The sequence below is a fragment of the Burkholderia vietnamiensis LMG 10929 genome, assembly GCF_000959445.1.
Lineage (GTDB): Bacteria > Pseudomonadota > Gammaproteobacteria > Burkholderiales > Burkholderiaceae > Burkholderia > Burkholderia vietnamiensis.
In genome coordinates, this window is the sequence record NZ_CP009630.1 from 277,630 (window position 1) to 301,561 (window position 23,932).

Annotated in this window: 19 protein-coding genes and 1 pseudogene; 11 read left to right on the forward strand and 9 right to left on the reverse strand. The window is 68.4% G+C overall.

Translation table 11 applies throughout. The annotated features are described in order from the left end of the window. Nucleotides 1-59: 59 nt before the first annotated feature. Together AK36_RS01620 and AK36_RS01625 are read right to left on the reverse strand one after the other, a co-directional pair. Nucleotides 60-1,418 carry a DUF3999 domain-containing protein gene (locus tag AK36_RS01620; RefSeq protein WP_045577706.1) on the reverse strand — a complete coding sequence of 453 codons (1,359 nt, stop codon included), beginning with the start codon at nt 1,416-1,418 and terminating at the stop codon, nt 60-62. After that, a complete protein-coding gene (locus tag AK36_RS01625) occupies nt 1,415-4,828 on the reverse strand; it encodes a DUF2339 domain-containing protein (RefSeq protein ID WP_045577707.1) in 3,414 nt (1,137 codons plus the stop codon). The genes AK36_RS01620 and AK36_RS01625 overlap by 4 nt, the downstream gene beginning before the upstream one ends. 412 nt (nt 4,829-5,240) lie before the next feature. Here AK36_RS01625 and AK36_RS01630 point away from each other — a divergent pair. The 4 genes and pseudogenes from AK36_RS01630 to AK36_RS01645 form a co-directional block, all read left to right on the forward strand. After that, a pseudogene (locus tag AK36_RS01630) lies at nt 5,241-6,596 on the forward strand (quaternary amine ABC transporter ATP-binding protein); the annotation flags it as partial. Then, complete coding sequence (gene choW, locus AK36_RS01635) at nt 6,589-7,485, forward strand: choline ABC transporter permease subunit (RefSeq protein ID WP_011880824.1); 897 nt, start codon at nt 6,589-6,591, stop codon at nt 7,483-7,485. The pseudogene AK36_RS01630 and the gene choW, both read left to right, overlap by 8 nt. Before the next feature lie 113 nt (nt 7,486-7,598). Beyond that, a complete protein-coding gene (locus AK36_RS01640; protein WP_011880823.1) occupies nt 7,599-8,594 on the forward strand; it encodes a GlxA family transcriptional regulator in 996 nt (331 codons plus the stop codon). Between the two features lie 120 nt (nt 8,595-8,714). Then, entirely contained in the window at nt 8,715-9,662 is a 948-nt protein-coding gene (locus tag AK36_RS01645; RefSeq protein ID WP_014724007.1) for a choline ABC transporter substrate-binding protein, read from the forward strand. Between the two features lie 34 nt (nt 9,663-9,696). Here AK36_RS01645 and AK36_RS01650 read toward each other — a convergent pair whose 3' ends face one another. The 3 genes from AK36_RS01650 to AK36_RS01660 all read right to left on the reverse strand — a co-directional run bounded on the left by AK36_RS01650 (nt 9,697) and on the right by AK36_RS01660 (nt 11,707). Further along, nucleotides 9,697-10,818 carry a WD40/YVTN/BNR-like repeat-containing protein gene (locus tag AK36_RS01650; RefSeq protein ID WP_045577708.1) on the reverse strand — a complete coding sequence of 374 codons (1,122 nt, stop codon included), beginning with the start codon at nt 10,816-10,818 and terminating at the stop codon, nt 9,697-9,699. A 55-nt stretch (nt 10,819-10,873) separates the two neighbouring features. Beyond that, nucleotides 10,874-11,143 (reverse strand): MoaD/ThiS family protein, encoded by a 270-nt coding sequence (locus AK36_RS01655; RefSeq protein WP_011880820.1) that lies wholly within the window; start codon nt 11,141-11,143, stop codon nt 10,874-10,876. A gap of 165 nt (nt 11,144-11,308) precedes the next feature. Further along, nucleotides 11,309-11,707 (reverse strand): nuclear transport factor 2 family protein, encoded by a 399-nt coding sequence (locus tag AK36_RS01660; protein WP_014724005.1) that lies wholly within the window; start codon nt 11,705-11,707, stop codon nt 11,309-11,311. A gap of 78 nt (nt 11,708-11,785) precedes the next feature. On the opposite strand from AK36_RS01660, the gene AK36_RS01665 reads away from it, so the two are divergent. Further along, the gene (locus AK36_RS01665) at nt 11,786-12,727 is read left to right on the forward strand and encodes a LysR substrate-binding domain-containing protein (RefSeq protein WP_034195543.1); all 942 of its coding nucleotides are present in this window, start codon (nt 11,786-11,788) and stop codon (nt 12,725-12,727) included. Nucleotides 12,728-12,755: 28 nt separating this feature from the next. On the opposite strand, the gene AK36_RS01670 is transcribed toward AK36_RS01665, so the two are convergent. The 4 genes from AK36_RS01670 to AK36_RS01685 all read right to left on the reverse strand — a co-directional run bounded on the left by AK36_RS01670 (nt 12,756) and on the right by AK36_RS01685 (nt 16,647). Continuing rightward, complete coding sequence (locus tag AK36_RS01670) at nt 12,756-13,445, reverse strand: aspartyl/asparaginyl beta-hydroxylase domain-containing protein (protein WP_014724003.1); 690 nt, start codon at nt 13,443-13,445, stop codon at nt 12,756-12,758. A 488-nt stretch (nt 13,446-13,933) separates the two neighbouring features. After that, the gene (locus AK36_RS01675) at nt 13,934-14,461 is read right to left on the reverse strand and encodes a cytochrome b (RefSeq protein WP_045577709.1); all 528 of its coding nucleotides are present in this window, start codon (nt 14,459-14,461) and stop codon (nt 13,934-13,936) included. A 193-nt stretch (nt 14,462-14,654) separates the two neighbouring features. Further along, nucleotides 14,655-15,431, reverse strand: a complete 777-nt coding sequence (gene otnI, locus AK36_RS01680; RefSeq protein ID WP_014724001.1) for a 2-oxo-tetronate isomerase — start codon at nt 15,429-15,431, stop codon at nt 14,655-14,657. Nucleotides 15,432-15,567: 136 nt separating this feature from the next. Then, complete coding sequence (locus tag AK36_RS01685) at nt 15,568-16,647, reverse strand: GlxA family transcriptional regulator (RefSeq protein ID WP_011880814.1); 1,080 nt, start codon at nt 16,645-16,647, stop codon at nt 15,568-15,570. 241 nt (nt 16,648-16,888) lie between these two features. Here AK36_RS01685 and AK36_RS01690 point away from each other — a divergent pair, with 241 nt between their 5' ends. From AK36_RS01690 to AK36_RS01715, 6 genes are read left to right on the forward strand one after another with little or no spacing between them, the layout of a single operon-like run. Next, complete coding sequence (locus tag AK36_RS01690; protein WP_011880813.1) at nt 16,889-18,274, forward strand: L-serine ammonia-lyase; 1,386 nt, start codon at nt 16,889-16,891, stop codon at nt 18,272-18,274. A gap of 15 nt (nt 18,275-18,289) precedes the next feature. Then, nucleotides 18,290-19,534 (forward strand): sarcosine oxidase subunit beta family protein, encoded by a 1,245-nt coding sequence (locus tag AK36_RS01695; RefSeq protein WP_011880812.1) that lies wholly within the window; start codon nt 18,290-18,292, stop codon nt 19,532-19,534. 26 nt (nt 19,535-19,560) lie between these two features. Continuing rightward, nucleotides 19,561-19,857 carry a sarcosine oxidase subunit delta gene (locus tag AK36_RS01700; RefSeq protein WP_011880811.1) on the forward strand — a complete coding sequence of 99 codons (297 nt, stop codon included), beginning with the start codon at nt 19,561-19,563 and terminating at the stop codon, nt 19,855-19,857. Further along, nucleotides 19,854-22,865 (forward strand): sarcosine oxidase subunit alpha family protein, encoded by a 3,012-nt coding sequence (locus AK36_RS01705; RefSeq protein WP_045577710.1) that lies wholly within the window; start codon nt 19,854-19,856, stop codon nt 22,863-22,865. The genes AK36_RS01700 and AK36_RS01705 overlap by 4 nt, the downstream gene beginning before the upstream one ends. Further along, nucleotides 22,855-23,484: a sarcosine oxidase subunit gamma gene (locus tag AK36_RS01710; protein ID WP_045577711.1), complete on the forward strand. Its 630-nt coding sequence runs from the start codon at nt 22,855-22,857 to the stop codon at nt 23,482-23,484. Before AK36_RS01705 ends, AK36_RS01710 begins: the two co-directional genes overlap by 11 nt. Next, nucleotides 23,481-23,921, forward strand: coding sequence for a dihydroneopterin aldolase (locus tag AK36_RS01715; RefSeq protein ID WP_011880808.1), 441 nt, complete (start codon nt 23,481-23,483; stop codon nt 23,919-23,921). Before AK36_RS01710 ends, AK36_RS01715 begins: the two co-directional genes overlap by 4 nt. The last annotated feature ends 11 nt before the right edge of the window (nt 23,922-23,932 follow it).

Here is a 23,932-nt window from a genome sequence, read left to right on the forward strand (position 1 = left end):
CAACGGGGCGCCGTCCCGCGCATGGGTCCGGCGCCGTCATCCTGCCGCGCGATGCCACGTCATTCGTCGCGCTTGCGTACCTCGCCGCTGCCGCGCGCGAGACGCCACGCGATCGTGCCGAGCACCGCGACCGCGGCGACCAGCGCGCCCCACAGCACGTAGCGGCGGGTCGCGTCCGCGTCGGCGCTCGGCTCCGGCGCGGCCTCCGACGTCGCCAAAGCCGCGCCCACGCGCGCGGGACGCACTTCGGGCGCCATGCCGATCAGCAGCGCATCGCGGCTCACGGCCGACGACGACAGCGCCGCATTGCCGACTCCGAGCGTGAAGGGCGGCGTGCCGCGCGCGACGAACGTCAGTGCGGCCGGATGCCAGCCGATCGCCACGGCCGGCTGACCGCCGCCGAGCCCGCCGTTGCGCATGTCGACGACGATGCGCCAAGCCCGGTCGGGATTCGGCGCGAACGCGAGCGGCGGGTTGCGTTGCTCGCCGCCGTCGCGTTGCAGCCGGAACAGCACCGCATCGGCGACGTCGCGCCACGGCGACTGCGCATCGCTGCGGCTCTGCACCGTTGCGCGCGCAACCGTATTCGGCTGCGGCAGGTCGATGCGCAAGCGGTCGACCGGATACGGGCCGTCGGTGTCGAACCGGTATTCGCCCGGCGTGTCGCCGGCTCGCACGTGTACGGCGTCGCGCCATTGACGCGGCACCGCGGCGGCTTCCACCGCGCGCGCATCGCGCGGACGCGTCTCGACGTCGATCGAAGCGATCGACGGCACGTCGTCGAGCCATTCGAGCCGCAGGTAGCGCGAACTCATGCCGTCGAGTGCGATACGTTCCTGCACCAGCGTGTCGCCGCCGCGTGCCACCTTCAGCAACTGCACGCTGCCGAGCGAGCGCCAGTCGTGCAGATCGTCGCTGGCCTCGACCGCGACGCGTCCCTGGTAGCTGTCGTCGCCGAGGTGCACGAGCAGCGCGTCGACGTCGCCGTCCGCGTGAGACAGGTCGACGAGATCCACCGCATGCGTCGCGCGTGCCGGTGCGGCGACGGTTGCGCGTAGCGAACCGTCCGGCGCGACCGCTACGCCGAGCGGTCCGCGGTCGTCGTTGCCGCGCGTGCGCGGCAGCGCGAACCAGTGCGCCGGCGTGCGCGTCGGCGGCACCGCGGCCGCGGTCGTCGCGGGCGCATCGAGCGAATACGGCACCGGCTCGCCCGCGCCGTTGAAGATCCGCACGTCGCCGAGGTCGTCGCGCCGGCTGCCCGCATAGACGGGTTGCGGCACGGTGAGCTGGTAATACGCGGCGCTGCCGTCGAGATCGAGCGCGAAGCGCCGTGCGACGCGTTCGGCGCCGGGCGGGCCGCCAGCGGCCGCGAACGATGTCAGCAGGCTCAGGCTGAGCAGGGCTGCGAGTCGCTTCATGATTGGCGATCGTCCGGTTGAGCCGCTGCCTTCGGCGGCAGCGGCGAGAAATAGCCGATCAACAGCAGCAGCACACCGATGCCGATGAACGACACGATGCGTTCGATGCCGGTGACGTGCGACAGGTCGAACACGAACAGCTTGATCACCGTGAGCGCGAGCAGCGCGGCGCCGACGAACCACAGCGGACGCAGCCCGCGGCGCGTTGCCCAGATCATCGTCGCGAGCGCGCAGAGCGTCCAGTACACGGACACGGACGCCTGCACGAGCGTCGATTCCGCCATCGCGTCGAACGCATAAGGCACGCCCGTCCAGTGATGCAGCGTGCGCAGCAGGATCGCGTTCAGCCACAGGAACGCCGTCGCGCCGGCCGCCGCGAGCAGCTCGACGCGATACGCGCCGAACGACCAGCCGAGCCGGCGCACGCGCACGAACCACGACGCGGCGAGCGCGTAGACGGCCACCAGCACGAGATCGAGCGGATTGAGCAGCGGGATGCGCGCCCAGCTGCCGCCGTCCTGCGTGAAGTTCGCGTAGAAGGTCCAGAGCCACATCACGACGATCAGCGGCAGCGACGCGAGCGCGCAGATGCGCGCGATGGCGTCGCGCCGCATCAGCCACATGCCTGCGAACGCGAACACGCTCCAGCCGACCATGAACACCTGCTGCATGCCGAACGACGACAGCACGGCGTCGACGTCGTAAGCGAGGTGGAAATGGTGATGCAGCGTGCGCAGCAGCAGCGCGTTGAACCACAGGAACACCGTCGCGAGCGCCGCGAGATCGGCCGCGAGCGGATGCCACGTCACGCCGAGCGCTTTCAGGCGGCGCAGCCACATCGCGAACGCGACGAAGATCAACAGCTGCGCGACGTCGAGCGGATTGAGGATCGGCAGCCAGAACAGCGGCGACGCGTCGCCGTCGCTCGTCACGCTCGCGATGCTCCACAGCCACAGCAACGCGGCGAGCGGTGCGGCGCCCCACATCTGGTAGGCGCGCGGGTACGCGCCGATCGGCCAGCGCAGCCGCGAGCCGGGGCCCGAAACCAGCAGGAGCAGCGCGCCGAAGCCGTACGCCCATGCGCTCCAGCTCCACGCGCCTTCGGGCACGAACGCGCGCAAGCGCCAGAAGCCTTCGAGCGAGCACAAGCCGCACAAGGTCCAGAACATCAGCGTGTGCAGCGGCGCGAGCCACGCCGCGGGCACGGCTGCGACGGTCGGCGCGCCGGCTGCGGCGCGGGCCGTCGCCGATGCCGCCGAGGCGGGGATCGCGCGCGACTGGCGCAGCAGCAGCGCATAGCACGCGATCACCGCGATCGGCCACGCGAACGCGCCCATGCCGGACAGCGGCGCGTCGTGCGTATCGAACGCGCGGATGGCGAGCAGCGCGAGCACCGGCGTCAACGCGAGCGCGGGCCATTCGGCGATCGGCCACGCGAGCTTGCGGCGCGCCAGGTGCGCGAGCCATGCGGTGCCGGCCGCGAACAGCGCGGTCGCATCGACGACGAAGCGGTCCGCATGCAGATCGACGTGGCGGCTCGCATAGACGAGGATCTCGTGCAGCCCGCCGCTGAGCCACCACAACAGCCCCCAGACCGCGGCCGCCGAGCCCACGTCGGGCATCCACGCATGCCACGCGCGCGCTTCGTTGCGCCCGTGCAGCCACCAGCCGGTGAAGAGCCCGGCGAGCGCGATCAGCAGCATCGCGATGTACGGGCTGTTGAGCACCGGCAGCGCGTTCGCGTCGGGCGCGCCAAGCAGGCTCGTGAAGAACGCGCCGGCGGCCGCGAGTTGCATCGACAGGCCGAAGGCGAACGGCGCGAGGCGCCGTTCACGCACGCCGACCCACACGATCGCCGCGCCTTCGATCGCCCACGCGGCGCTCGTCGTCGGGCCGGAGAACGCGAGCGGCACCGCGAGCGTCGCGAAGATCACCGCGAGCGCGAGCATCGCGTCGAACAGCAGCGCGAGACGCGCGCGGCGCCGCGCGAGCCACGCGACGACCACGAGGTAGAACGCCGACAGCGCGACCGCGCTCCACGCGAGCGCGAACGGGATGTCCTTCACGAGCGCCGCCTGCAGCGCGGTCGCGACGATCGGCGTGCCGAACACGAGCGTGCCGTCGACGTAGTGACGCAGCGCCAGCTCGCGCTTCACCGCATACAGCAGCGCGATGCCGACGTACATCAGGAAGAACAGGATCAGGAACGGTTCGGTGCTCGCCAGCAACGCGGGACGATACGCGGTCACGCCCCACGCCGAACCGATCGTGAACGTGAACACGAAGCCGAGCAGATTCAGCGGACGCCAAGCCTTGAACCATGCGATCGCGAACACGCCCGCGTTCAGCAATGCGTAGTAGCTGAACAGCGCGACGTGGCTGCCGTGTCCGGTCGACAGCAGCACCGGCGCGAGGAAGCCGCCCGCGGTGCCCATGAACGCGAGCGGCAGTGCGTTCTGCATCACCGCGAGGAACGCGCCGAGCGCGCATATCGCGACCATCAGCGGGAACGCCGCGCCGACCGGCAGCAGCGCGTAGAGCTTGGTGGCGGCGAAGATCGTCAGATACAGGATGCCGATGCCGCCGCCTTGCAGCACGAGCCCGTATGCCGCGCGTCGCGCGCGCACGCGCCAGCCGATCGCGAGCAGCGCGGCCGCGGCGAGCGCGGTGCCGGCCAGGCGGAATTCGATCGGCAGCAGGTCGTTGTCGGCGGCGTACTTGAGCAGGAACGCGACACCGAAGAACAGCACGATGATGCCGACCCGCACGACCGTGTTGCCGCCGAGCAGCCAGTCGCGTGCGGCGCGCAGCGCGCGCTCCGCGATACCGGGCTCGCGCGGCTTCGGCGGGGCGGGTGGTGCGGGCGGCGTGGTCGCGGCGGGCGTAAGCGTCGGTGCGACGGCGGCCGCAGGCTCGGCGCTCGGGCGCGCCGAAGCGGCAGGCGCAGGCGCAACCGCGATCGTCGACGCCGGCGTGGCGACACGCGCGGGCACCGGTTGCACCGACGGTTGCGGCGGCATCGCGGCGGGTGACGGCGTGACAGTCGGTTTGCCCGCCGGTATGACCGCCGACGCGTGCGCGGCGCTGCCGGCCGCGACGCCGGCGTTCGCGCCGGCCAGCTGCCCGCGTAGCGCGTCGAGCTCGTGGGTGAGCGCGTCGACGGTCGCTTCGAGCCGCGCGACGCGATCGGCGAGCGGCACCACCACAGATGGCGGCGCGCTGCCGGGTGTGGAAATTGCAGATGCGTCGGATGTCGTGTCGCCGCTCGTGCGCCTGCCTTCCTGCAGCGCGTAGCCGACGCAGAATCCGGTCACCGCGCCGAGCAGCGCGCCGGTGGTGACCGAGACATCCCCGAACAATGCGGCGATACCGCCCGCGATGAAGCCGATTGCGGCCAAGGCCCAAGTCATCGCCTAACTCCCTCTCTCATTTCGTTATCGTCCTTCGATCGTCGCGCTGCCCGATCGAGGCGGTTTTTCCATTCTGGCCGGCAGGCGAACCGGCATGCGCGCACCGCTCGAGCGTGCGCCGCGCAAGGCGCGCGGTGATGTCCCGAATGGCGTGGTTGCCGGCAATGTATCACAGTGGCCATGCGGGAATTTCAGGGTTGCCGACGGCCCGCGAACGTGGCGGTACACGTTCGCGATGCAGTCTTTTCGTACGACCATTCTTTTAATTTGCGCACGGCGCCGCGACGCGGCCGATCGGACGCAAAATTGTCGTAAAGCGACGCGCGCCACTTGTGTTTTTTCGCCCGACTGCGCGGGTTGCGCGTCGCACTGCTGCGCACAAGTCCGGGACGCGATGCCCGTCGTTGCTGACGCTGCGCGTAGTGCGTCGCCGCAATCGGGGGCCGCCGCGCGCCGCGGCCCGCGGGGCGCGGCTGTGGGGTGTGTCGTATTTGCGCAAGCGTTTGTCGTAATTCGTCGGCAGGTCGGGGTTTTTTCTGGCAACTATGTAGGCACGCTAGACACGCGTGAGTCCCCGCTACACGAGGAGAAGGTTTCGATGGATGCCCCCAAGGTCGTGGTCGAAGGTCTGTGCAAGGTGTTTGGAAGTAACCCGCAACAGGCGCTCGACATGCTCGCCGCCGGCGCGACGAAAGATGATGTGCTCAAGCGTACCGGTCAGGTCGTCGGCGTGCACAACGTATCGTTCGACGTGCAGGAAGGCGAAATATTCGTGCTGATGGGCCTGTCCGGCTCCGGCAAATCCACGCTGATCCGCCTCGTGAACCGGCTGGTCGATCCGAGCGCCGGCAAGGTGCTGATCGACGGGCTCGACGTCGCGTCGGCACGCCGCTCGGCGCTCACCGCGCTGCGCCGCAAGGACATGAGCATGGTGTTTCAGTCGTTCGCGCTGATGCCGCATCGCACCGTGGTGTCGAACGCCGCGTTCGGCCTCGAGGTCGCGGGCGTCGGCAAGAAGGAGCGCGAGCGGCGCGCGATGGAAGTGCTCGAGCAGGTCGGGCTCGCGCCGTTCTCGCACAAGCTGCCGTCCGAGCTGTCGGGCGGGATGCAGCAGCGCGTCGGCCTCGCCCGCGCGCTCGCGGTGAACCCGTCGCTGATGATCATGGACGAGGCGTTCTCCGCGCTCGATCCGCTCAAGCGCCGCGAAATGCAGGACGTGCTGCTGCAACTGCAGAAGGAGCAGCGCCGCACGATCATGTTCGTGTCGCACGATCTCGAAGAGGCGCTGCGCATCGGCAACCGCATCGCGATCATGGAAGGCGGCCGGCTCGTGCAGGTCGGCACGCCGCAGGACATCATCGCGAACCCGGCCGACGAGTACGTGCGCGCGTTCTTCGACGGCATCGACACCAGCCGCTACCTGACGGCCGGCGACCTGATGCAGACGGGCGCCGTGCCGCTCGTGTCGAAGTGCGATGCGGAAGGCGTCGCGGCGACGCTGAACGGCAGCGCCGAATATGCGTTCGTGCTCGACGCGCAACGCAAGATCCGCGGCTTCGTCACGCGCGACGCGCTCGGTCAGGCCACGCCGTCGGTGCGGCCGATCGAGAGCATCCGGCGCGACGCGTCGCTCGAACATGTCGTCGCGCGCGTCGTCGCGAGCCCGAATGCGCTGCCCGTCGTCGACGACGAAGGCTGCTACTGCGGCTCGGTCGACCGCGCACTTATCCTGAAGGCCATCACGCGTTCGCGAGGCTCCCATGTCTGAAATCATTCCACTCGGCAGCTGGGTCGACCAGTCCGTTCACTATCTGCTCGATCACGACGCAAAGACCTTCGACGCGATCGGCCAGGCGATCGAGAGCCTCGCCGCATTGGTCGAACACGGCCTGCAGGCGATTCCGATGTGGCTGATGATGGCGATCTTCATCGGCGTCGGGCTGTGGCGCGTCGGCTGGCGCTTCGCGCTGTTCACCACCGCATCGCTGCTGCTGATCTTCGCGACCGGCTTCTGGGATCAGACGGTCATCACGCTCGGCCTCACGCTGTCGTCGACGATCATCAGCCTCGTGCTCGGCATTCCGCTCGGCATCTGGGCGGCCAAGAGCAAGTGGGTCGCCGCGACCCTGCGCCCGGTCCTCGACCTGATGCAGACGATGCCCGCCTTCGTCTATCTGATTCCGGCCGCGATGCTGTTCGGCCTCGGCCGCGTGCCGGGCATCCTGTCGACGGTGATCTTCGCGATGCCGCCGGCCGTGCGGCTGACGAGCCTCGGCATCCGCCACGTGAACCGCGAGATCGTCGAAGCCGGCCAGGCGTTCGGCTGCACGCCGTGGCAACTGCTGTACAAGGTGCAGTTCCCGAACGCGCTGCCGTCGATCATGCAGGGCGTGAACCAGACGATCATGATGGCGCTGTCGATGGTCATCATCGCGTCGATGGTCGGCGCGGGCGGCCTCGGCAACGACGTGCTCGCGAGCATCCAGCGTCTCGACATCGGCCTCGGCTTCGAAAGCGGTCTGTCGGTCGTGCTGCTCGCGATCATCCTCGACCGCATCACCGAGAGCTTCGGCCGCGCGCCGGGTGCCGTGAAAGCGCCGCTGTTCTCGGGCCTGAAGCACCTGTTCCGCGCGAAGGCCGCGCCCGCGCAAGCGTAACGCCCGGCGGCCGCGCGCTGCGGCCGCTTTTCCCGATCCGATACCAGCTTCCGTGGCCTGCGCCACGGGGCTGGCTGCGTGCAACCTGATCAACCGTTCGCCAGGAGCCCGATGTGACGTTCGCCGCCGCCGCACCCGCCCCCTGCGTTTCACCGGTTTCTTCCCTCGCTCATTTCGGTTTTCTCACGCTGCCGAACTTCTCGATGATCGCGTTTTCGAGCGCGGTCGAAGTGCTTCGGATGGCAAATTACGTCGGCCGCGCCGATCACTACAAGTGGTCGATCTATTCGCTCGACGGCAAGCCGGCGCAGGCCAGCAACGGCATCGCGGTGCGGCCCACTCAGGCGCTCGACCATGACAACCTGCCCGACGTGATGATCGTGTGCGGCGGCGTGCGCATCCGCGACGTGGTCGACGACGTCGCGCGCGACACGTTGCTCGCGCTCGCCGAGCGCGGGCTGCCGCTCGGCGGCATCTGCACCGGCGCGTATGCGCTGATGTCGAGTGGGTTGCTCGACGGCTATCGCTGCACCGTGCATTGGGAGAATCTGTCGGCGCTGCATGCCGAGTTTCCGCGCGTCGGTTTCGCCGACGAGCTGTTCGTCGTCGATCGCGACCGCCTCACCTGCACCGGCGGCACCGCGCCGCTCGACCTGATGCTGAACCTCGTCGGCATGCGCTTCGGCCAGCAGCTCGCCGCGCAGGTGTCCGAGCAATTCATTCTCGAACGTATCCGCAGCGCCACCGACACGCAGCCGATTCCGGTCGATGCGCGCGTGGGTTTTTCGCGGGCGGAGCTGATCGAGGTCGTGCGGCTGATGGAGGCGAACATCGAGGAGCCGCTGTCGCTCGAGGAGCTCGCGCGGCTCGTGCGGCTGTCGCAGCGTCACCTGCAGCGCATGTTCAAGGTGTATCTGAACGTCTCGCCCACCCACTACTACCTGACGCTGCGACTGAAGCGCGCGCGCGACCTGCTGCGCACGACCGACGCGTCGATTGCGCGCGTGACGACGACGTGCGGCTTTCATTCGCCGTGTCATTTCAGCAAGGCGTATCGCGCGCAGTTCGGTCACGCGCCGAGCTACGAGCGCCGCCTGCCGGGGCGCTGACGCGAACGGCGCACCGATACGCGAACCATCCGGTCCGCGACGCCGCCGGGATCGCGGCGCGCGGCTTTACCCATCGATCCCGTAGCCCAAGCAAACGACGTCACTTTGAGGAGAAGAAAGATGAAGCGCCTATTGATCGCAACGGTATGCGGGATCGGGATGGCAGCGCCGATGTCGGCGGTTTACGCGGCCGACCCGCCCGTGTGCAAGACCGTGCGCTTCGCGGACGTCGGCTGGTCCGACATCGCGGCCACCACCGGCCTCGCATCGGCGATGCTGCAGGGGCTCGGCTACACGCCGACCAAGACGATCGCGTCGGTGCCGATCACGTTCGCGGGCATCAAGAGCAAGCAGATCGACGTGTTCCTCGGCTACTGGTCGCCGACGATGGACCCGATCATCCAGCCGTTCACGAAGGCCGGGCAGATCAAGGTGCTCGCCACGCCGAACCTGACCGGCGCGAAATACACGCTCGCAGTGCCGGACTACGTGTACCAGGGCGGCCTGAAGTCGTTCGCCGACATCCAGAAGTTCGCGGACAAGCTCAACGGCAAGATCTACGGGATCGAGCCGGGTAACGACGGCAATGCGCTGATCAAGAAGATGATCGACGGCAACCAGTTCGGCCTCGGCAAGTTCAAGCTGGTCGAGTCGAGCGAGGCGGGGATGCTGGTCGAAGTGAATCGCGCGATCCGTGACAAGCAGTGGATCGTGTTCCTCGGCTGGGAGCCGCATCCGATGAACGTGCAGATGAAGATCGATTATCTGAGCGGCGGCGACGACGTGTTCGGCCCGAACTACGGCGAAGCGAAGGTGCTGACCGCCACGCCGCCCGACTACGCGCAACGCTGCCCGAACGTCGCGAAGTTCGTGTCGAACCTGCAGTTCACGACGACCATCGAGAACCACGTGATGGTGCCGATCATGAACAAGCAGGACCCGAACAAGGCCGCCACCGAGTGGCTGAAGGCGAATCCGCAATCGCTCGACAAGTGGCTGGCCGGCGTGACGACGATCGACGGCAAGCCCGGCTTGCCGGCGGTGAAGGCGTATCTCGGCGTGCATTGAGCGAGGTCGTACACGGCGCGCCGGACCTCGCGCGTTACCCGAAGCGCACGCAATACACCGGCGGCAAATGCGCGGACACCTGACGCCAGTTCTCGCCGCCGTCGCCGGACGTCCATAGCCCGCCCGTCGTCGACGCCATCGCGAGGTGCGTGCCGGTGTCGTCCACCGCGAGCCCGTGCCGATACACGAGGTCGTAGGCCGGCGCGGGCGGCAATCCGTTCGACAGGCTCTCGAAGCTGCGGCCGCCGTCGCGCGTGCGCGTGACGACGAAGCGGCCGTTCACCGGAATCCGGCACGCATCCTTCACGGCCGGCACGAACCAGGCCGTGTCGGGATCCTTCGGATGCACGGCGACCGCGAAGCCGAAGCTCGACGGCTGCGCGTCGATGCGCTGCCAGCGTGCGGCGCCATCGGTCGAACGGAAGATCGCGCAATGATGCTGCGTCCACAGTACGTCGGGCGCGGCCGCGCACTGGACGACCCGATGCGGATCCTGCGCGTTGGGCTCGCCGCGCCGCTCGGGCGGCATGTAGTCCGCTTCCATCCCGTCGGCGCTGACGTGCCAGCTCGCGCCACCGTCGACGCTCTGCCAGACGCCGCCGCACGAGATGCCGACCGTCAGATGTCGGCTGTCTCGCGGATCGACCATCACCGAATGGATGCCCGGCGCATCGTAGCCGCCGCCGAACCACTCGGCGCGTTCCGGGCGGTCCCACAGCGCACGGTTCAGCGCCCACGAGTCGCCGCCGTCGTCGGAGCGGAACAGCCCGCCCGGTATCGTGCCGGCCCACAGCACGCCGGGTTCGTCGGCGCCGCCGGGTTCCAGCGACCAGATCTGCTGAAGCGTCCACGGCGCGCGCGGCGCGGCGGGCGCTGCGGCATCCGTAGTGCCGGCGCCCGCGTCGGCCGGCTGCGGCGGATAGACGGGCACCGCGCATTCCTCCCATTCGTCCGCATCGGCACGCCTGCGATGCAGCTTGACCCCGAAATGGCCGAGATGGAGCACCGCATACAGCGTGCCGTCGCGCGGATCGGCGAGCGTCATGCCGACCGGCTCGCCGATGAAGTGCGGCTCGCCGAGCGACCAGCCGCCGTCGCCGTCGGCGTGCAGCACGAACAGGCCCTTGCGGGTCGCGACGAGCAATCGGTCGTTCATGTCCGGTGTCTCCTGTGGGCTCGGGCGCGGCTGGCTGCGCCGCGCATGCGCCCCGTTATCCGCCCGACAACGCCTGCACGACATAGACGCGGCTGGCGTCGTCGAGCGTATCGGACAAGTGTTGCCGGTCGCGTACCGGATGGCCGTCGATGAACACCGACAGGTGCTTTCTCAGCGCACCCTGGTCGTCGACGATGTAGCCGCGCAGCCGCGGCTGCGCGGCGAAGGCCGTTTCCAGCGCGTCGCGCAGCGTGCGCGCGTCGATGTCGCGCTCGGGCATGTCGACATGCCGTTGAATCGATGCCGCGAAGAAGAGGTGTGCCATGGCAGGGGCCGGCAGCAGCGTGCGGGGAACGGTCTGTAGTTTAGGCGATCGTTCGGCAAATCGAGCAGGAGGAGCAGGACGAGCAGGGCATCAGCCCGCTTCACCGGGCCGGCCGGCGACGCCATGCGCTTGCTGCGCCGCGCAACGGCGGCGCGCGGCGCGGCGTTACGCGTACTTGTCACCGACCGTGCTGCGGATCGGGTAGGTGTCGTAGATGATCGTCATGCGCTCGATGCGTGCGGCGTCGTCGAATTCGAATACGTCGACGCACTCGAAGCGCACCGCCGAGCCGTCGTTCAATCCCCAGTCGTACACGAAATAGCCGGTGGCCCGACGTGCGCCGGTCGTGCTGACGCAGACGTCGATCGGCGTGATGCGGCTCTGGCCGGACGCCGCCGCGACTTTTTCGAAGAACGGCTGCGGCGTCATCCAGCCCAGAAACGGCGAGAAGATGCGCGCATCGGGCGTGAACAACGCGCAGATCGCCGCGACGTCGCCGCGCTCGAGCGCCTTCAGGTAGGTATCGACCTGCCGCGTGTATAGTGCGTCGGACGACGAAATCATGGTATTTCTCCGCTGATGATGGACCGGCCCGTCGCGACTGCCGTCGCGCGCCGGTTCCGCCACGATAGCGACGCAGCGATGACCGAACAAACGAATAATCCGCAACCCGGGTATGCGGCCGGCGCATACCCGCTGGCGGACCTGACGCGCGCATTGCCGCCGCTGACGGCGTTGCAGGCGTTCGTCGCCGCCGCCGAGCTCGGCAGCTTCAGCCGTGCGGCCGAGCATCTGTGCCGGACCCAGGGGGCGGTGAGCCGGCAGGTGCAGCAGCTCGAAGCGTATTACCGCTGTGCATTGTTCGTCCGCCATGCGTCGGGCTTGACGCTGACCGCCGAAGGCGGCGCGCTGCTGGCGGTGGCCGTCGACGTGCTCGCCCGACTGGCGCGACACGCAGATGCGCACGCGCAGGCCGCGTCGGTCCTCACGCTGCGCGTGCCTTCCACGTTCGCGGTGCGCTGGCTGCTGCCGAGGCTCGCGGCGCTCAACCGTGCGTTGCCGCGCACCGAGCTGCGCATTCACACGTCGGCGGACGACACGCCGGATTTCACCGACGCCGGTTTCGACGCGATCGTCGTGCGCGGCAGCGGAACCTGGGCGGGAATGGCGGCCGTGCCGCTGTTCGACGAATGCCTGACGCCGATGTGCACGCGCGAGGCCGCTGCGTCGTTGCACGCGATCGACGATCTCGCGCGGGCCACGCTGCTGCATCCGGCGCGCAACCGCGACGAATGGCGCTGCTGGCTGGACGCGGTCGGCGCGACGCAGATCGACCGCAGCGCTGGCCTCGTGCTCGATACGCTCGAACTGACGCTGACGGCCGCGGAGCAAGGGCACGGCGTCGCGATCGGCGATCCGCGCATGGCGGCCGACCGGCTGGCCGCCGGAACGCTCGTCACGCCGTTTCCGCAGGTGGTGCGCAACGGCCTCGGCTACTACCTGGTTCATCCGGTGCAGCGCGCCGCGCAGCCGGCGATTCGCGCGCTCGCCGATGCGCTCGCGCAGCTCGCGCGCGAGGACTGACCGCTACGCAGGTGCGCCCGGTGGGCCGCTAAACGGGAATCGAGCGCCCGCGGATGCGGATCCCGAGCCGCACGATGCCGATCACCGCATTCGACAGCCACGTGAGCCATCGCGGCATTCCGCGCCGGCGGATGTCGAGCAGCAGCACGATGCGCACGTCGTCGCTGTCGTTCCATACCTCGTGCACGAACGTGTCGTCCCACAGCAGGAAGCGCCCTTCGTCGAGCCGGTATTCGCGGCCGTCGACCTTCAGCACGGCGGCGGGCGTGCCGTCCGCGCGCGTCGGCATCGACAGCACCAGGTAGCCGCGCAGGATGCCGCGAAACGGCCCGCGATGCGGCGGGATGTGCTTGCCCGGCGCGAGGAACGACAACGATGCGGACAGCACGTCCGGCGACGTCGCGACGAGCGACTCGACCGTCGGGCAGCGCGACAGGTTGCGCGGGAACGGCTGACCGTAAGCCTGCATGATGAACATCCGCCAGTCGCGCGCGTCGTTGGCGGAGATGTCGCGCTGCTCGCGCATGATCTCGTGAAAGCGCGGGATGCGCGGCATGTCGCGCGCCACGGCCAACGCCTCTGCCTGGATGTCGCGCCATGCGCCAACGAAACGCACGGCATCGGGAAACGCGGCCGTGTCGAGCACCGCGCTGCCGTCGATATGGCGGTCGTACAGCGTGCGAAGCAGGCCGGCTGCGTAGTCGTAAGCGACGGACATGATCGGAGGGCGATCCACGAGGTGTCGTCAGTCTGCCCCACGCGCGGTGGAGCGTGCGTTACGTGAGGTTACGCCCGCTGACGAAAGAATGACAGTGCGTTCGAGATGCGGCGCCGCGAATGAATGGCCACCATGCGTCGTCGGACCGGTGGTCATGCGCGCGCTCGTCGATTGGCGCAGCGATCGAATATGAAGCCGCAACGGCCAGGGGCCGCGACGTGCGTGGGCGGGTGCCCCGACGCCTGCATCGGCCCAGGTGCTGTCGCGCGCAGGTTTGCGACGCGCCGATCGGTGCGGCGGCGGCCGGTGTGGCCGGTAGAAGGGGGAAGGCGGGGATTCGGCGGAAGATCGCGACCTTGGCCGCCGTGCATAGGTACATGGGCACATCGACGATGCGGTAGCAGGCCGACGCCAGCCTGCTACCCGGTGCCGGCGCGAGCGCGTCCCGCGTCGGCGCTACGGCATCGAGCATGCCGTTCCCGGCATGCTCACCACGGCATCATCCGCTGCATGGTCTGGTCGCGCAGCACGAAGCGATGCGCGAGTGCGGCCGCGACGTGCAGACAGATGCCGGCGAACAGCACCCACGCGAGCACGCCGTGCACGTCGCCCATCGCGTGCCCGAACTGCGATCCGGCTTCCGACAGCGCCGGCAGCGGCAGGACGCCGAGCAGCGTGACGGCCCATGCGCGCGACGACGCATTGATCCAGCCGAGCAGCGGCACGACGATCAGCAGCGCATAGAGCGCGAAATGGGTGGCGCCGGACAACTTGCGCATCGTGGGCGACAGCGTGTCGGCGGGCGGGCGATGCCTCACGCGCCACAGCACGCGGCACACCATCGCGGCGACCAGCGCGGTGCCGACGAGCAGGTGTGCGGCGATCAAGCCGACCGGTTGCGTATCGCGATGCACGTCGGGCATCGTCCAGCCGATCAGGTACTGCGCGACGATGAGCGCCACGATCAACCAGTGAAGAAGACGTGCGACGACGTCATAGCGTGCGGGTGTGGACATGGAGGCTCCTGTCAAGGCGGTGGGGATCGTAGGTATCGACCGGATTCTACGGCGGGATCGTTAACGAAACATTAAGCGTTCGGCAGCGCGCGCCGCCGCCGGTCCGGCGCATGACGCACCAGCTGCACGACGGCGTCGCCGCTCGAGCACCCCGCGCGCGAGACTGTCGTTCATCGTCGACGAGATACGGGAATTACAGGTACGGCCGGAGCCAGCCGAGCCCTTCGGACGTGCCGGCCTTCGGGCGGTATTCGCAGCCGATCCAGCCGTCGTAGCCGAGCGCGTCGATCAGCGCGAACAGGTACGGGTAGTTCAGTTCGCCGACGTCGGGCTCGTGCCGCTCGGGTACGCCGGCGATCTGAATGTGGCCGATGCTCGCGAAGTCGCGCCTGAGCTTGGTCGCGAGGTCGCCTTCGACGATCTGGCAGTGATAGCAGTCGAACTGCACCTTCAGGTTCGGCGCGCCGACTTCCGCGCAGATCGCATGCGCATCGTCCTGGCGGTTCAGGAAATAGCCGGGCATGTCGCGCGGGTTGATCGGCTCGATCAGGATCGTGACGCCGTGCGCGGCGGCGGCCTGCGCCGCGTGGCGCAGGTTCGCGACGTAGGTGTCGCGCTGGCGCGCGCGGTCCGCGCCCGGCGCGACGATCCCGGCCATCACGTGCAGCTTCTTGTTGCCGAGCACGCGCGCATAGTCGAGCGCGCGGTCGATGCCGCGGCGGAATTCGTCGTCGCGGCCCGGCAGCGACGCGATTCCGCGTTCGCCGGCGTCCCAGTCGCCGGGCGGCGCGTTGAACAGCGCCTGCTCGAGGTCATGCGCGTCGAGGCGCGCGCGGATGTCCTCGGCCGCGAAGTCGTACGGGAACAGATACTCGACGGCGCGAAAGCCGTCGTACGACGCGGCGGCGAAGCGTTCGAGGAACGCGTGCTCGGTGTACATCATCGACAGATTGGCGGCGAAGCGGGGCATGGCAACGGGTCCAGGAAGTGAATGGGGCGGGGCACAGGGCGCCCCGCGTCGAATGTCGGTTCAGCGGTTCACGAGCCGCGCGCCGCTCGTGCACGCGCGATCGCATGCGCGCACAACCAAACGGCAGGCGCGCCGGTCAGTCCGGGATGTCTTCGACTGAATCGGCAACGGCAACGGCATCGGCCGCCACGCCGGCGTCCACGGCTTCGCCGCCGCGCTCGCGATAGGCGGCCGGCGGCACGCCGAACTGCTTGCGGAATTCGCGGCCAAGGTGCGACGCGTCGGCGAACCCGCAACTCGACGCGATATCGGCGACGGTGCGGTCGGAGCTGGTCAGCAGCCACGCGGCGGTGCGCAGCCGCACCTGCTTCGCGAACGCCTGCGGGCTCTTGCCGGTTTCGGCCTTGAACAGCCGCTCGAGCTGGCGCGTCGACATGTCGAGCTTGCAGGCGAGCTCCTCGAGCGGCAGCGCGCGCCCGACGTGCTGTTCCATCAGAAGAATCGCGCGCTTGACCTTCGGATGCGTGGCCGGCTCGAGTCCCGGCGGATGCGGTTGCGGCGCATTGCCCTTCTGCATCTCGCCGACCAGCAGGATGCGCAGCGCCTTCTGCACGGTCGCATGGTCGAAATGGCGCAGCAGGATCGCGGCGGCGACGTCGATCGACGCGCGCCCGCCCGAGCACGTGATGCGGCGCCGGTCGATCACGAACAGGCGATCGGCGATCAGCATGTCGGGGTCGGCGTTCGGAAAGCGTTCGACGAAATCCCAGTAATGGAACCAGCTGACGCAGGTGCGATAGCCGTCGAGCACGTTCGCGCGCATCAGCGTGAACACGCCGGTGCAGATGCCGACCACCGTCGCGCCGCCCGCGGCCGAGCGGCGGATGAACTCCAGCGTGTCGGGGCCGGCTTGCGGCCCCGAATGCAGCAGCCCGCCGACCACGACCACGTAGTCGAACGGCTCGGCGTTCTCGAAGGTTTCCCACGGCGTGATCTGGATCCCGCAGCTCGCCCGCACCGGCGCGAGCGTCTCGCCGATCACGCTCCACGCGCAGCGCACCGGCTTGCTGTAGTCGCCGTCGTCGGCGGACAGCCGCAGCATGTCGACGAACCCCGAAAAGGCCGTGAGCGTGAAGTTCGGCAGCAGCACGATGCCGAAGCGGATGCGCTGCGGCGCCGGTTCGGCGAGGGGGGAAGCGGGTACGTCGGATGTCATCGCGGTCAATCTCGTCACGCCCGGAAGGCGGGTCTCAGTCGTTTCACTCTGCGCGCGGGCACGGCGCCCGACTTGTGTTTTTGCGTCGCCAACCATCGTCAAAACGCATTTTCCTGCCGTCCTGCGTGGGGCTTGGCGGCGCTATCCCACGCCGATGCCGTTTTTGTTCTATCGGCCGATTTTACGCTTTGATGTACTGACGCCAACGACATTTCACGTACGCCTACCCAGAGGAAGCCAGATGAACGTCAGCGCGTTCGACCTGTTCAAGATCGGCATCGGCCCGTCGAGTTCGCATACGGTTGGCCCGATGATCGCCGCGTGCCGCTTCGCGTCGCACATCGACGATGCGAACCTGCTCGGCTTCGTGCGCCGCGTGCGGGTCGAACTATACGGGTCGCTCGGTGCCACCGGCAAGGGCCACGGCACCGACAAGGCGGTGCTGCTCGGCCTCGAGGGCCATCTGCCGGACACGATCGATCCCGACCTGATCGAGCCGCGGCTCGCGGCGATCCGCGCGGAGAAGTCGCTGACGCTGCTCGGCCGGCAGACGATCCGCTTCGAGGAAAAGGAGCATATCGGCTTCTTCCGCAAGATGATGAGCGGCACCAGCATCGTTCACCCGAACGGGATGCGCTTCCAGGCCTTCGACGAGCACGGGCAGTTGCTCGTCGAGAAAGAGTATTACTCGATCGGCGGCGGCTTCGTCGTGAACCGCGACGGCGATCGCGTGAACGGCGTGCGTGCGGCGGCCGACGTGCCGTATCCGTTCCGCACCGGCGACGACCTGATGCGCCAGTGCCGCGAGCACGGGCTGTCGATCGCCGAGCTGATGCTGCGCAACGAAGCCGCGCTGCGCCCGGCCGACGAAGTGCGCGCGGGGCTGCTCGCGATCTGGCGCACGATGGCCGCGTGCGTCGAGCGCGGCTGCAAGGTCGAGGGCGAGCTGCCCGGCCCGATGCGCGTGAAGCGTCGTGCGGCCGAGCTGAACGGCCGCCTGCGGGCGCGCTCGGAGGAGTCGCTGCGCGATCCGCTGTCGATGCTCGACTGGGTCAACCTGTACGCGATGGCCGTCAACGAGGAGAACGCGGCGGGCGGCCGCGTCGTCACCGCGCCTACCAACGGCGCGGCCGGCGTGATCCCCGCGGTGCTGCACTACTACGTGAAGTTCGTGCCGGGCTCGAACGAAGCCGGCATCCTCGAATTCCTGCTCACGGCCGCGGCGATCGGCATCATCTACAAGGAAACCGCGTCGATCTCCGGCGCCGAAGTCGGCTGCCAGGGCGAAGTGGGCGTCGCGTGCTCGATGGCCGCGGCCGCGCTCGCGGCGGTGATGGGCGGCACGCCGGACCAGGTCGAGAACGCGGCCGAGATCGGCATGGAGCACAACCTCGGGATGACCTGCGACCCGGTCGGCGGGCTCGTGCAGATTCCGTGCATCGAACGCAACGCGATGGGCGCGATCAAGGCGCTGAACGCGTCGCGCATGGCGCTCAAGGGTAACGGCCAGCACTACGTGTCGCTCGATTCGGTCATCAAGACGATGCGCGAGACCGGTGCCGACATGAAGACGAAATACAAGGAAACGTCGCGCGGCGGCCTCGCCGTGAACGTCATCGAATGCTAACGAAGGATCACTAACATGAGCCGCTACTCGATATTCAGCCTGTTCCGCAACGGCCTCTCGTATCACGAGAACTGGGAGAAGCAGTGGAAGAGCCCGGAACCGAAGAAGGAATACGACGTCGTGATCGTCGGCGGCGGCGGCCACGGCCTCGCGACCGCGTACTACCTCGCGAAGGAGCACGGCATCACCAACGTCGCGATCCTCGAGAAGGGCTGGATCGGCGGCGGCAACACCGCGCGCAACACGACGATCGTGCGCTCGAACTATCTGTGGGACGAATCGGCCGCGCTGTACGAGAAGGCGATGAAGCTGTGGGAGGGCCTGTCGCAGGATCTCAACTACAACGTGATGTTCAGCCAGCGCGGCGTGATGAACCTAGCGCACACGCTGCAGGACGTGCGTGACACCGAGCGGCGCGTCAACGCGAACCGGCTGAACGGCGTCGATGCCGAATTCCTCACGCCGGCCCAGGTCAAGGAAATCGAGCCGACCATCAACCTGAACAGCCGCTACCCGGTGCTCGGCGCGTCGATCCAGCGCCGCGCGGGCGTCGCGCGTCACGACGCGGTGGCCTGGGGCTTCGCGCGCGGCGCCGACCGCGCCGGCGTCGACATCATCCAGAACTGCCAGGTGACGGGCATTCGCCGCGAAGGCGGCGCGGTGGTCGGCGTCGATACGGTGAAGGGCTTCATCAAGGCGAAGAAGGTCGCGGTGGTGGCCGCCGGCAACACGACGACGCTCGCCGACATGGCCGGCGTGCGCCTGCCGATCGAGAGCCACCCGCTGCAGGCGCTCGTGTCCGAGCCGATCAAGCCGGTGGTCAACTCGGTGATCATGTCGAACGCGGTGCATGCGTACATCAGCCAGTCCGACAAGGGCGACCTCGTGATCGGCGCGGGCATCGATCAATACACGGGCTTCGGCCAGCGCGGCAGCTTCCACATCATCGAAGGCACGCTGCAGGCGATCATCGAGATGTTCCCGGTGTTCTCGCGCGTGCGGATGAACCGTCAGTGGGGCGGCATCGTCGACGTATCGCCGGACGCCTGCCCGATCATCAGCAAGACCGACGTGAAGGGCCTCTATTTCAACTGCGGATGGGGCACCGGCGGCTTCAAGGCGACGCCGGGCTCGGGCTGGGTGTTCGCGCACACGATCGCGCGCGACGAACCGCATCCGCTGAACGCGCCGTTCGCGCTCGACCGCTTCTATACGGGCCACCTGATCGACGAGCACGGCGCCGCCGCCGTGGCGCACTGATCCCGACCACCATTGGAGAAACCAACATGTTGCTGATCGAATGTCCGTGGTGCGGGCCGCGCGCCGAATCCGAGTTCACGTGCGGCGGCGAAGCCGACATCGTGCGCCCGGTCGCTAACGAGAACATGACCGACCGCGAATGGGGCGAGTACGTGTTCATGCGCGAGAACAAGCGCGGGCTGCACCGCGAGCAGTGGCTGCACACGCAGGGTTGCCGCCGCTGGTTCAAGGTGACGCGCGATACGGTCACCTACGAAATCAAAGGTTACGAAAAGTTCGGCGGGGCCGCCGGTCACGCACACGAAGAGGGCACGAGCAAATGAGCCAGAAAGACCGCCTCGGCACCGGTGGCCGCGTCAATCGCGCGATTCCGCTGACGTTCACGTTCAACGGCCGCACCTATCAGGGCTTCCAGGGCGACACGCTCGCGTCCGCGCTGCTCGCGAACGGCGTGCACTTCGTCGCGCGCAGCTTCAAGTACCACCGTCCGCGCGGGATCGTGACGGCCGACGTCGCCGAACCGAACGCCGTCGTGCAGCTCGAAACCGGCCCGTACACGGTGCCGAACGCACGCGCGACCGAGATCGAGCTGTACCAGGGCCTCGTCGCGACGAGCGTGAACGCGCAGCCGTCGCTCGAGCACGACAAGTACGCGATCAACCAGAAGCTGTCGCGCTTCATGCCGGCCGGCTTCTACTACAAGACCTTCATGTGGCCGCGCAACATGTGGCCGAAGTACGAAGAGAAGATCCGCGAGGCCGCCGGCCTCGGCAAGGCGCCGGACGTGCTCGACGCCGACCGCTACGACAAGTGCTACGCGCACTGCGACGTGCTCGTGGTCGGCGGCGGCCCGTCGGGCCTCGCCGCCGCGCATGCGGCCGCGACGGCCGGCGCGCGCGTGATCCTCGTCGACGATCAGCGCGAACTCGGCGGCAGCCTGCTGTCGTGCCGGGCCGAGATCGACGGCAAGCCGGCGCTGCAATGGGTCGAGAAGATCGAGGCCGAGCTGCGCAAGCTGCCCGACGTGACGATTCTGTCGCGCAGCACCGCGTTCGGCTATCAGGACCACAACCTCGTGACCGTCACGCAGCGCCTGACCGAGCACCTGCCGGTGTCGATGCGCAAGGGGACGCGCGAACTGCTGTGGAAGGTCCGCGCCAAGCGCGTGATCCTCGCGACCGGCGCGCACGAGCGCCCGATCGTCTTCGGCAACAACGACCTGCCGGGCGTGATGCTCGCGGGCGCGGTGTCCACCTACGTGCATCGTTACGGCGTGCTGCCGGGCCGCAACGTCGTCGTGTTCACGAACAACGACCGCGCGTACCAGACCGCGCTCGACCTGAAGGCATGCGGCGCGAAGGTGACGGTCGTCGATTCGCGTGCGTCGTCGAACGGCGCGCTGCCGGCCGCCGCGAAGCGGCAGGGCGTGACGGTGATGAGCGGCGCCGTCGTCACGGCGGCATCGGGCAAATGGCGCGTATCGTCGGTCGACGTCGCGTCGTATTCGAACGGGCAGACGGGCGGCAAGCTGCAGTCGCTGGCATGCGACCTGGTCGCGATGTCGGGCGGCTTCAGCCCGGTGCTGCACCTGTTCGCGCAGTCGGGCGGCAAGGCCTGCTGGAACGACGAGAAGGCGTGCTTCCTGCCGGGCAAGGCCGTGCAGCCCGAGGCGAGCGTGGGTGCGGCGGCCGGCGAGTTCGGTCTTGCCCGTGCGCTGCGGCTCGCGGTCGATGCGGGCGCCGAGGCCGCGAAGGCGGCGGGCTTCGTCGCTGCGCAGCGCGCGGTCGCGCCGCAGGCCGCGGAACTCGTCGAAGGCGCACTGCAGCCGCTGTGGCTGGTCGGCAGCCGTGAGGCCGCGGCACGCGGGCCGAAGCAGTTCGTCGACTTCCAGAACGACGTGGCCGCGGCCGACATCCTGCTGGCCGCGCGCGAAGGCTTCGAATCGGTCGAGCACGTGAAGCGCTACACCGCGATGGGCTTCGGCACCGATCAAGGCAAGCTCGGCAACATCAACGGGATGGCGATCCTCGCGCAGGCGCTCGGCAAGACGATTCCGGAAACGGGCACGACGACGTTCCGCCCGAACTACACGCCCGTGTCGTTCGGCACGTTCGCGGGCCGCGAGACCGGCGACTTCCTCGATCCGATCCGCAAGACCTGCGTGCACGAATGGCACGTCGAGCATGGCGCGATGTTCGAGGACGTCGGCAACTGGAAGCGGCCGTGGTACTTCCCGAAGAAGGGCGAGGACCTCCATGCGGCCGTGCAGCGCGAATGCCTCGCGGTGCGCAACAGCGTGGGCATTCTTGATGCGTCGACGCTCGGCAAGATCGACATCCAGGGCCCGGACGCGGTGAAGCTGCTGAACTGGATGTACACGAACCCGTGGAACAAGCTCGAGGTCGGCAAGTGCCGCTACGGGCTGATGCTGGACGAGAACGGCATGGTGTTCGACGACGGCGTGACGGTGCGCCTCGCCGACCAGCACTTCATGATGACGACCACCACGGGCGGCGCGGCGCGCGTGCTCACGTGGCTGGAGCGCTGGCTGCAGACGGAATGGCCGGACATGAAGGTGCGGCTCGCGTCCGTCACCGATCACTGGGCGACGTTCGCGGTGGTCGGCCCGAAGAGCCGCAAGGTCGTGCAGAAGGTCTGCCAGGACATCGATTTCGGCAACGAAGCGTTCCCGTTCATGAGCTACCGGAACGGCACCGTCGCCGGCGTGAAGGCGCGCGTGATGCGGATCAGCTTCTCGGGCGAACTGGCTTATGAAGTCAACGTGCCGGCCAATGCGGGCCGCGCGGTGTGGGAAGCGCTGATGGCGGCCGGTGCCGAGTTCGACATCACGCCGTACGGCACGGAGACGATGCACGTGCTGCGCGCGGAGAAGGGCTACATCATCGTCGGCCAGGACACCGACGGCTCGGTCACGCCGTACGACCTCGGGATGGGCGGGCTCGTCGCGAAGTCGAAGGACTTCCTCGGCAAGCGCTCGCTGTCGCGCTCCGATACGTCGAAGGAAGGCCGCAAGCAGTTCGTCGGCCTGCTGACCGCGGACGACCAGCTGGTGCTGCCGGAAGGCGCGCAGATCATCGCGAAGGACACGCAGGTGTCGGCCGCCGAGCCCACGCCGATGATCGGCCACGTGACGTCGAGTTATTACAGCCCGATCCTGAAGCGCTCGATCGCGCTCGCAGTGGTGAAGGGCGGCCTGAACAAGATGGGCGAGAGCGTCGTGATTCCGCTGGCCGACGGCAAGCGCATCACCGCGACGATTTCGAGCCCGGTTTTCTACGATACCGAAGGGGTGCGCCAGCATGTGGAATGAAACCAGAAACCAGACGCCGGTGGCAGGCGCGGGCGTCACGCTTGAATCGCCGTTCGTCGGCGCGGCCGATGTGCTGAAGCCGCATCAGGCGCGCGCATCGAAGAAGTTCACGCTGCGCGAGCGGCCGTTCCTCGATCTCGTCAACGTGCGCGGCGAGCCGGGCGACGCGGCGTTCGTCGCCGCGTTCGAGCGGGTGGTCGGCTGCCAGCCGCCGTCGGCCGCCAACACGGTCGCGCGCGGCGTCGGATACGACGTGCTGTGGCTCGGCCCCGACGAGTGGCTCGTGCGCTCGAACGGGCCCGTGCAGGCCGGCGTGCTCGAAGGGCAGCTGGCCGAGGCGATGCAGGGGCTGTATGCGGCGGCCGTCGACGTCGGCAGCGGCTACACGGTCGTCGAGATCAGCGGCGAACGCGTGCGCGACGTGATCGCGCGCGGCTGCCCGCTCGATCTGCATCCGCGCATGTTCAAGCCGGGCCAGTGCGCGCAGTCGCACTACTTCAAGTCGCCGATCACGCTGATTCCGACCGGCGACGATACGTTCGAGATCGTCCTGCGCCGCAGTTTCGCCGACTATTTCGTGCGCATCATGCTCGACGCCGCAGCGCCGCTGGCATCATGAAGCCGTTCGACGAACCGTTCGTGGCGATCGATGCGCCGCGCCTGCGCGGGCGCGGCTGGAGCGTGTTCGTCGACGAACTGAAGGTGCCCGCGCGCATCGGCATTCATGCGCACGAGCATGAAGCGCCGCAGCCGGTCGTGATCGATGCGCGGCTCGGTTATCGCTGCGAGCCGAGCGAGGAAGGCGAGTGGATCGATTACGACGGCTACTGCGCGCGCGTCGCGTCGTTCCTGTCGCACAAGCCGCATACGCGGCTGCTGGAGACGCTCGTCGCCGATCTCGCGGTGATGTCGTTTCGGGAATGGCCGGCGCTGGAGTCGCTGACCTTGTCGATGTACAAGCCGAAGATCCGGCCGGGCACGAAACGCGTCGGCGTGTCGCTCGACTGGACGCGCGGCGATTACCTGCGGTGGACGGGCGCGGCGGGGCAGCTGTAAGCGCGCGTAGC